Here is a 7,540-nt window from a genome sequence, read left to right as displayed (position 1 = left end):
GCTACCTGCCGCCCGCCTGGATGGACGGCGGCAACCCGAAATACTGGCTCGGCACCGACGGGCAGGGCCGCGACGTCCTCGCCGCCGTCGTCTACGGCACGCGCATCTCGGCGCTGATCGGGCTGGCCGCGACGCTGATGTCCTGCGTGATCGGCACCTTCCTCGGGCTGATGGCGGGCTACTTCGGCGGCTGGATCGATGCCCTCATCATGCGCGTCGCCGACATCCAGCTGTCCTTCCCCTCGATGCTGATCGCGCTGTTTTTGATGTCGGCCTTCGGCACGGGCATCGACAAAATCCTGATCTCGCTGACTGCCGTCGGCTGGGTCGTCTATGCCCGCACGGTGCGTGGCTCGACGCTCGGGGAGCGCAACCGCGAATACGTGCAGGCGGCGCGGGTCGCCGGGCTTCGCACCGGGCCGATCATCCGCCGCCACATCCTGCCCAACGTCCTGACACCGCTGATCGTGGTGGCCACCGTGCAGGTCGGCACCTTCATCCTGATCGAGGCCTCGCTCAGCTTCCTCGGCGTCGGCGTGCCGGTCACCCAACCCTCGCTCGGCCTCCTCATCAAGAACGGCTTCGATGTCCTCTTCTCCGGCCTCTGGTGGACCTCGCTGTTCCCCGGCCTGATGATCATGGCGATGGTGTTCGGCATCAACCTCGTCGGCGACTTCCTGCGCGACGAACTCAATCCCCGGCTGAAATAGGGTTGGCCATGCAGTCCCAGCCCCTTCTCGCGGTGCGCGATCTGCGCACCCACTTCCACACGTTCGCCGGCACCGTGAAGGCGGTGAACGGGGTCAGCTTCGACCTTGCGGCCGGCGAGATCATGGGCCTCGTCGGCGAGTCGGGCGGCGGCAAATCCGTCGTCGGCTTCTCCCTTCTCGGCCTCATCGACCCGCCGGGCCGGATCGAGGGCGGCGAAATCCTGTTCCGCGGCGAAGACCTCGCCAAGGCGTCGGAGAAGCGCCTGCGGGAGATCCGCGGGCGCGAGATCGCGATGATCTTTCAGGACCCGATGACCTCGCTCAATCCGGTGCAGACGATCGGCCGGCAGATGGACGAGATGCTGCGCCTCCACACCGATCTCGACAAGGCGGCGCGCCGCGCCCGCTGCATCGAGATGCTGGAGGCGAACGGCATCTCGCGCGCGGCCGAGCGGCTGGACAGCTACCCCCACCAGTTCTCCGGCGGCATGCGCCAGCGCGTCGTCATCGCCATCGCGCTCCTCGCCCAGCCGCGCCTCATCATCGCCGACGAGCCGACCACCGCGCTCGACGTGACGATCCAGGCGCAGATCCTGCGGCTCATGCGCCGCGAGATCCGCGATCAGGGCGCCTCGCTGATCCTCGTCACCCACGACCTCGCGGTGGTCGCCGAAATGGTCGACAGGGTGACGGTGCTCTATTGCGGCCGCGTGGTCGAGACCGGCCCGGTTCGACAGATCCTCGAAGCGCCCGCCCATCCCTATACCCGCGGACTGATCGACTCGATCCCCGATCCCGACCATCGCCAGCCGCGGCTGCGGCAGATCCCCGGCACGGTGCCCGACGTGCGCCACCTGCCGGACGGCTGCGCCTTTCGGGCTCGCTGCCCGCGCGCACAGGCGCTGTGCGCGAACGTCGAGCCGCAGCTCGCCCCCCAGCCCGGCGGGGGCCAGGCGGCCTGTCACTTTCCCCTGTCGGCCGGAGGCATGGCATGACGGCGATGCTCGAAGTCGCCGATCTGCGCCAGGAGTTCAGCCTCAACCCCGGGCTTCTCGAGCGCATCAGCCTGAAGGGCGGGCGGCTCCGGCTGGAGGACCGCGTCGTGAAGGCGGTCAACGGCGTCAGCTTCGCCATCCAGAAGGGCGAGGTGCTGGCGCTCGTCGGGGAATCGGGCTGCGGCAAGTCCACGCTCGCCAAATCCGTGTCGCGTATCTACCAGCCGACGGCGGGGACGATCCGGCTGGACGGCGCCGACATCGCGACCCTGCCGCAGGACGCGCTCCTGCCGCATCGCTCGAAGATGCAGATGATCTTCCAGGACCCGTTCGCCTCGCTCAACCCGCGCCAGAAGGTGCGCGACATCGTGGCCGAGCCCCTGCGCGCGCAAGGCTCCCTGCCGCCGCGCGAGGTGGCCGAGCGCGTCGCGACGCTTCTGGCCAAGGTCGGGCTCAACGCCGAGCACGCCGGGCGCTACCCGCATCAGTTTTCCGGCGGACAGCGTCAGCGCATCGGCATCGCCCGTGCGCTCTCGGTCAATCCCGGCCTCATCATCGCCGACGAGCCGGTCTCGGCGCTCGACGTCTCGGTGCAGGCGCAGATCCTCAACCTGATGATGGACCTGCGCGACGAGTTCGCGCTCGCCTATCTCTTCATCAGCCACGACCTCTCGGTGGTGCACCACATCGCCGACCGGATCGGCGTCATGTATCTCGGCTTCATGGTCGAGATAGCCCCGCGCGACACGCTGTTCCACACCCCGCGCCACCCCTACACGCGCGCGCTGCTCTCGGCAGCGCCGAGCATCGACCCGGCGCGCGCGAAGGCGGAGATCCCGCTGACGGGCGAGGTGCCGAGCGCCCTGTCGCTTCCCGAGGGATGCTGCTTCCGCACCCGGTGCCCGCTCGCCTTCGACCGCTGCAAGTCCGAACGCCCGGCCATGCGCGAGATCGGCGGTGGCCAGTCCGTCGCCTGCCACCTGACCGACGAGCCGCAGAGGGACCCCGCATGACACCGCCCGTCACCACCCTCCAGCGACGGGCCGACCTCGTCGATCCGCACGACTGCACCGACGCCGCGGACGACCTCTCGATCCTCTCGGCGATCTGCGAGACGCTGGTGCGGCGCGGCGACGACGGCTTCAAACCGGCCTTGGCCGAGCGCTGGTCCGTTGAGCCCGACGCGCGCCGCTGGCGGTTCCGGATCCGCGACGGCGTCACCTTCCACGACGGCGGCCGGTGCGACGCTGAGGCCGTCGCGCTCTCGCTCCGCCGCATGGCGCGCGAGGACAAGGGCTACACGCTCGGCGCCCCCGCCGTCTGGCGTCAGTATCTCGGGAACGCGGCCATCACAGGCGACGGGCTCGACCTCTCGATCGATCTCGCCGAGCCGATGGCCGATCTGCTCGACGTCCTCGTCCAGGGCTTCATCGCCTCGCCGGACTGCCTTGCGAAAATGGATGCGGGCGATATCGCGGCCATTGCCGGGACCGGCCCCTACCGGGTCGAAGCGGTGCGCGACGGGTCGGTGCGGCTGCGACCGGCCGCGGATGCGGGTCTGCCGCCGCTCGTGTTTCAGGCGATGCCGGATGCGGGGGCCCGTGCTGCGGCGCTTCGCGAGGGCAAGGCCGACGTCGCGACCAATCTCCCCTTCGCCGCAGATCTCGGAACCGAGACGACGCGGGTGGAGACGCTCAATCCCGTCGCGATCATCTTCCTGATGAACGCCGCACGCGGCCCCCTGCGGGACGCCCGCCTTCGCCGCGCCCTGTCACTCGCGCTCGACCGCGACGCGTTGGTGCGGGACGTGATGGAAGACGGCGCGACGCCGCTCCACGGCTTCGTCAGTCCCGTCCATTTCGGGGCCGGACGCGAAGCGGCACCCGCGCGCGATCCGGCGGCCGCACGGGCGCTCCTCGCGGACGCCGGCCATCCCGACGGGCTGCGGCTCACCGTCTCCTGCCCGACCCGTCTGCCGGACGAGGCGGTCGGGCTGACGGCGGCGCTGGCCGAGCAGTTGGCCGCCGTCGGCGTCGCGCTCGACGTCACCTATCACGAGGACCGCGAAGCCTATGCGCATCAGGTGCGGCGCAAGGAGATCGGCGATCTCGCCGTCTTCGATTCGAGCCCGCTCTCGACCTACCGTGTCCTCGTCGAGAAGCTCGACGCGCGGGTCGAAGGGTCGTGGTGGGAGGGCTACCACAATGCGGAGGTCGAAGACCTCATCGACCGGGGTCGCCGCTCGACGGACGACGCGGCGCGCGCGGCGATCTACGCGAGGGCCTATCGCGTCCTTCAGGACGACCCCGCCTGGCTGACGCTCTACAACCCGATCCGTGTCACCGGCCTTCGGGGTCATCATCCCGGCTTCGCCCTGCCGACGGATGCCGTCCTCGACGTGACGCGCCTGCCGCAGATGGCCCATGACTGATCTCGTCGTCTCCGGCGCCTACGTCATCACCATGGACGGCGCGCGCCGCGTCATTCCCGACGGCGCCGTGGCCATCACCGCCGGACGCATCGTCGCCGTCGGGTCCCGCGCCGAGGTCGAGGCCGCCCATCCCGACGCCGCGACGCTCGACGCGGCCGGCAAGGTGATGCTGCCGGGCCTCATCGACGTCCATGCCCATGCCGGACACGGTCTGATCAAGACCATGGGCATGGAGGACGGCGACCACTGGGAGCGGATCTGCGGCGAGGTCTACACGCAGGCCTCGCCGCCGGAGTTCTGGTACGCCGAGGCGCGGCTCGCCGCGCTGGAGCGGCTGCGTTTCGGCGTCACCTGCGGCGTCTCGCTGCTCGGCGGCGGCGACACGATCATGCGCACCGACGATCCCGCCTACGGCGCGGCCCATTGCGAGGGCGTCAGGGACATCGGCACGCGCTCGGTCGTCGCCGTCGGCCCGACCCGCGCGCCGCATCCCCGAACCTATGCGACCCGCGATGCGCAAGATCGCACCGCGCCCTACCCCGTCTCCTTCGAGCGGCAGATGGACACCTGCCGGACCCTCGTCCGGGACTGGCATGGGCGCGGGACACTGAACCTCGCCCTTCTCTACCCCGTCCTGCGGGACGAGCACGAGACGACAATGCCCGCCGCAGACTATGCGGAGGCGGTGCGACAGGCGACGATCGTGCGCGCCGCCTCGCGCGAGCACGGCGTCCTCTTCACGCAGGATGGGCACTGGCGCGGCTCGATCCGGCGCGCGGCCGCGCTCGGGCTGCTCGGGCCCGATGCGCTTCTCTCGCATTGCATCGACATCGAGGAGGACGAGATCGCCCTCTGCGCCGAGACGGGAACGCGCATTGCCCACAATCCGAGCGCCATCGCCTCGATCCTCGGGCGCTGCCCGGCGATCGAGCTGATGGAGGCGGGGGCTGTCGTCGCCATCGGCTCAGACGCGACGGCGCCCGACCGCTCCGCCGACATGTTCCGCCACGTCCAGCAGGCCATACACTACCATCGCCGGCACTTCCGCGACCCCAGCGTCCTGCCGCCCGGCAAGGCGCTGGAAATGGTGACGATCGACGCGGCGAAGGCGCTCGGGATGGAGCGCGAGATCGGCTCGCTGGAGCCCGGCAAGGCGGCCGACCTCATCCTCGTCGACATGCAGCGCCCGCACCTCTATCCCGCCAACATGGAGCCGTTCCGCGTCGCCTACTTCGCCAACGGCAACGACGTCGACACCGTGCTGGTCGGCGGCGAAGTGCTGCTGCAGGGCGGCCGGCCGGTGCGGACCGATATGGCCGGCGTCCTCGCCGATGCGCAAGCGGAGGCCGAGCGCATGATCGCGCGGATCGGGGCCGAAGACATGCTGGGCCTACCGGACGGCTTCTGGGGCCGCGCGCGCTATCCCAAGCCTGAAGCGGAGGGCGAGCGCCCATGACCATCTTCGTCGTCAACCCGAACTCCAGCGAGGCCGTCACCGCGGGCATCGACCGGGCGATGGAGCGGTTGCGCGCCTCCAGCCCCATGCGGATCGCGGCCGTCCAGCTCGACGAGGGGCCGAAGGGGATCGAGACCCAGGCCCATGTCGACGGCGTCGTCGCGCCGCTTCTGAAGCGCGCCGCCGCGCTGGAGGACGAGGCCTCCGCCTTCGTCGTCGCCTGCTTCTCCGACCCCGGCCTCGCGGCGCTGCGCGAGCAGAGCCGTCGCCCGGTGCTCGGCATCGCCGAAAGCGCGATCCTCACCGCCATGTCGGTCGGCCAGCGCTTCGGCATCCTGTCGATCCTGCAGCGATCGGTGCCCCGCCACATGCGCATGCTCGGCGCGATGGGCGTGATGGATCGCCTCGCCGCCGACCTGCCGCTCGAACTCGGCGTCGCGGACCTCACCGACGAGACGCGGACCTTCGCCCGGCTGCAGGAGGTGGGGCGGACCTTGCGCGACGCGCACGGCGCCGACGTCCTCATTCTCGGCTGCGCCGGCATGACGCGCTTTCGCGCGGCTCTGGAAGCGGCGCTCGGCCGCCCCGTGATCGAACCCTGCGAGACCGCCACCGCCATGGCCATCGGCCGCGTGGCGCTTGCCCGCGCACAGCACACACAAGGAGACAACCGATGATGCGGCTGAACGAGAGCGCCAGGGGCGTCTACGTCATCGCCGTCACGCCGTTTCTGGCCGACGGGGCGCTGGACCTCGAGAGCACCGACAGGATGGTGGACTTCTACCTCGACTGCGGCGCGACGGGGCTGACCGTCCTCGGCATGATGGGCGAGGCGCAGAAGCTGACGATCGAGGAATCGCAGACGATCGTGCGGCGCATCCTCGCCCGCGTCGGGGGCCGCGTGCCCGTGGTGGTCGGCGTCTCGGCGGCGGGCTTCGCGCAGATGGCGGCACTGACGACGATGGCGATGGACGACGGGGCGGCCGGCGTGATGATCGCCCCGCCCGGCGCCTTGCGCACCGACGACCAGATCGTGACCTACTACCACCAGGCCGCCGAGTTCATCGGCGACGTGCCCTTCGTGCTGCAGGACTTCCCGCTCGTCACCAACGTGCAGATGTCGGTGCCGGTGATCCGGCGCATCGTGCGCGATCTGCCGACGTGCGTCTGCCTCAAGCACGAGGACTGGCCGGGGCTCGACAAGATCACGGCGCTGCGCGCCGAGGGCTCCCTCGACCGGCGCATCTCGATCCTGTGCGGCAACGGCGGCATGTTCCTGCCCGAGGAGATGGGGCGTGGGGCGGATGGCGCGATGACGGGCTTCGCCTATCCCGAAATGATGGTCGACGTCGTCCGCCACATGGATGCCGGCGAGACCGAGCGCGCCCACGATCTCTTCGACGCCTACCTTCCGCTCGCCCGCTTCGAGCAGCAGCCGGGCGTCGGGTTGGCGGTGCGCAAATACGTCATGGCACGCCGCGGCATCATCGCGAATGCCGCGCTGCGCCGGCCGGGCGGCAACCTCACGCCGCAGACAGTGGCCGACATCGAGCGGCTCATCGCGCGGCAGGACAAGCGACTGAAGGAACTGAACTGATGGATTTCGGAATCAACGGCCGCCGCGCGCTGGTCATGGGCGCGAGCCGGGGCCTCGGCCGCGCGATCGCCGAAGGGCTCCTCACGGAGGGCGTCGCGGTCACCGCGGTCGCCCGCGATGCGGCGGCGATCGAGGCCTGGGGCGGCGGCAGGACAGGCCTGACGGCCGTCTCGGCGGACCTTTCGGACATCGCGGCGATCGACGCGCTCGCCGAGCGGCTGCTGGCGGATGGCGGCGTCGATATCCTCGTCAACAATTCGGGCGGCCCTCCGCCTGGTCCAGCAGCGGGCATGGCGCGCGGCGACTGGCTGCGCCAGTTCGAGACGATGGCCGCCAACCTCTTTCACCTCA

8 protein-coding genes are annotated in these 7,540 nt (G+C 70.4%); all 8 read left to right on the top strand.

What is annotated here, in order from left to right; all coding sequences use genetic code 11:
• Positions 1–710, top strand: a 710-nt coding sequence (locus QZ753_RS10545; RefSeq protein ID WP_294643511.1) for an ABC transporter permease, incomplete at its 5' end; no start/stop codon positions are given.
• An 8-nt stretch (positions 711–718) separates the two neighbouring features.
• Positions 719–1,705 (top strand): ABC transporter ATP-binding protein, encoded by a 987-nt coding sequence (locus tag QZ753_RS10540; protein ID WP_294643509.1) that lies wholly within the window; start codon positions 719–721, stop codon positions 1,703–1,705.
• The gene (locus QZ753_RS10535; RefSeq protein ID WP_294643507.1) at positions 1,702–2,718 is read left to right on the top strand and encodes an ABC transporter ATP-binding protein; all 1,017 of its coding nucleotides are present in this window, start codon (positions 1,702–1,704) and stop codon (positions 2,716–2,718) included. Before QZ753_RS10540 ends, QZ753_RS10535 begins: the two co-directional genes overlap by 4 nt.
• A complete protein-coding gene (locus QZ753_RS10530; protein WP_294643504.1) occupies positions 2,715–4,136 on the top strand; it encodes an ABC transporter substrate-binding protein in 1,422 nt (473 codons plus the stop codon). Before QZ753_RS10535 ends, QZ753_RS10530 begins: the two co-directional genes overlap by 4 nt.
• On the top strand, positions 4,129–5,592 hold the full coding sequence (locus QZ753_RS10525; RefSeq protein ID WP_294643501.1) for an amidohydrolase family protein: 1,464 nt from the start codon (positions 4,129–4,131) through the stop codon (positions 5,590–5,592). The genes QZ753_RS10530 and QZ753_RS10525 overlap by 8 nt, the downstream gene beginning before the upstream one ends.
• A complete protein-coding gene (locus QZ753_RS10520; protein ID WP_294643499.1) occupies positions 5,589–6,269 on the top strand; it encodes an aspartate/glutamate racemase family protein in 681 nt (226 codons plus the stop codon). The genes QZ753_RS10525 and QZ753_RS10520 overlap by 4 nt, the downstream gene beginning before the upstream one ends.
• Positions 6,266–7,189 (top strand): dihydrodipicolinate synthase family protein, encoded by a 924-nt coding sequence (locus QZ753_RS10515; protein ID WP_294643497.1) that lies wholly within the window; start codon positions 6,266–6,268, stop codon positions 7,187–7,189. Before QZ753_RS10520 ends, QZ753_RS10515 begins: the two co-directional genes overlap by 4 nt.
• The coding region (locus tag QZ753_RS10510; RefSeq protein ID WP_294643495.1) for an SDR family NAD(P)-dependent oxidoreductase at positions 7,189–7,540 on the top strand (352 nt) is incomplete at its 3' end. The genes QZ753_RS10515 and QZ753_RS10510, both read left to right, overlap by 1 nt.

The organism is uncultured Aureimonas sp. (genome assembly GCF_913775355.1).
Lineage (GTDB): Bacteria > Pseudomonadota > Alphaproteobacteria > Rhizobiales > Rhizobiaceae > Aureimonas.
This window is presented reverse-complemented; position numbering and strand designations above follow the sequence as displayed.

What these genes read in the sequence shown, in the direction of transcription:
- QZ753_RS10515 (WP_294643497.1), top strand. Translation starts at nt 6,266, where the DNA reads ATGATGCGGCTGAACGAGAGCGCCAGGGGCGTCTACGTCATCGCCGTC.
- QZ753_RS10535 (WP_294643507.1), top strand. Translation starts at nt 1,702, where the DNA reads ATGACGGCGATGCTCGAAGTCGCCGATCTGCGCCAGGAGTTCAGCCTC.
- QZ753_RS10530 (WP_294643504.1), top strand. Translation starts at nt 2,715, where the DNA reads ATGACACCGCCCGTCACCACCCTCCAGCGACGGGCCGACCTCGTCGAT.
- QZ753_RS10525 (WP_294643501.1), top strand. Translation starts at nt 4,129, where the DNA reads ATGACTGATCTCGTCGTCTCCGGCGCCTACGTCATCACCATGGACGGC.
- QZ753_RS10520 (WP_294643499.1), top strand. Translation starts at nt 5,589, where the DNA reads ATGACCATCTTCGTCGTCAACCCGAACTCCAGCGAGGCCGTCACCGCG.
- QZ753_RS10540 (WP_294643509.1), top strand. Translation starts at nt 719, where the DNA reads ATGCAGTCCCAGCCCCTTCTCGCGGTGCGCGATCTGCGCACCCACTTC.